The organism is Microbacterium sp. zg.Y909 (genome assembly GCF_024626565.1).
The window spans coordinates 1-942 of sequence record NZ_JANJFJ010000695.1 but is presented as its reverse complement, the minus strand read 5'-3'; the positions used below and the strand labels follow the sequence as shown (position 1 = coordinate 942).

The 942-nt window shown below is 69.6% G+C and carries 1 protein-coding gene; it reads right to left on the bottom strand.

What is annotated here, in order from left to right; genetic code table 11:
• Positions 1 to 231: 231 nt before the first annotated feature.
• Positions 232 to 942 (bottom strand): M13-type metalloendopeptidase (locus NQ160_RS24200; protein WP_306854186.1); only part of this gene is annotated, 711 nt, incomplete at its 5' end.

Below are 942 nucleotides of genomic sequence, written 5' to 3'. Positions count from 1 at the left end.
ACGCGCACCGACACCCGCGCTCCCGACGCGGCGAGCTCGTCCAGGGCCCGCCAGGTTGCGGGGAACGATCTGCGGGCGGCGGCGGGCCGACGGGGCCGGCGGTGCGCACCCCGCAGGGACGGCTGCTTCTCGCTGCCGCGCTGCGGGTCGGGGGTACCCACGCGGGGATCCTTTCAGAAGAGAGGTGGTGCGCTCACGCCGCCTGGCGCGGCGGCGTGAGCGCGGGGACGGTCACCAGATGCTCACGCGCTCCTGCGGCGGCAGCCACAGCCGGTCGCCCTCGGTGACGTCGAAGGCGTCGTAGAACGCGTCGATGTTGCGCACGATCTGGTTGCAGCGGAACTCGTTGGGCGAGTGCGGATCGACCGTCAGCAGACGAATCGTCTCGGCATCCCTCCCCTTCTGCTGCCAGATCTGCGCCCAGCTCAGCAGCAGGCGCTGGATGCCGGTGTACCCGTCGATCTCGGGTGACTCAGCGCCCCCCAGCGACAGCTCGTACGCCTTCAGGGCGATGCTGAGCCCGCCCAGGTCGCCGATGTTCTCGCCGATCGTGAGCGCACCGTTGACGTGGTGCTCGGGCGACAGCCCCTGGGGCACCAGCGCGTCGTATTGCGCGATGAGGTTCTTCGTGCGCTCCTCGAACGCGGCGCGGTCGGCGTCGGTCCACCAATCGCGCAGCGACCCGTCGCCGTCGAAACGACTGCCCTGGTCGTCGAAGCCATGCCCGATCTCGTGACCGATCACCGCGCCGATGCCGCCGTAGTTGGCTGCGGCATCGCGCTCGGCGTCGAAGAAGGGGTACTGCAGGATCGCCGCCGGGAACACGATCTCGTTCATCAGCGGGTTGTAGTAGGCGTTCACCGTCTGCGGCGTCATGAACCACTCGTCGCGGTCGATCGGCTGGCCCACACGCGAGATCTGGCGGTCGTGCTCCCACACGCG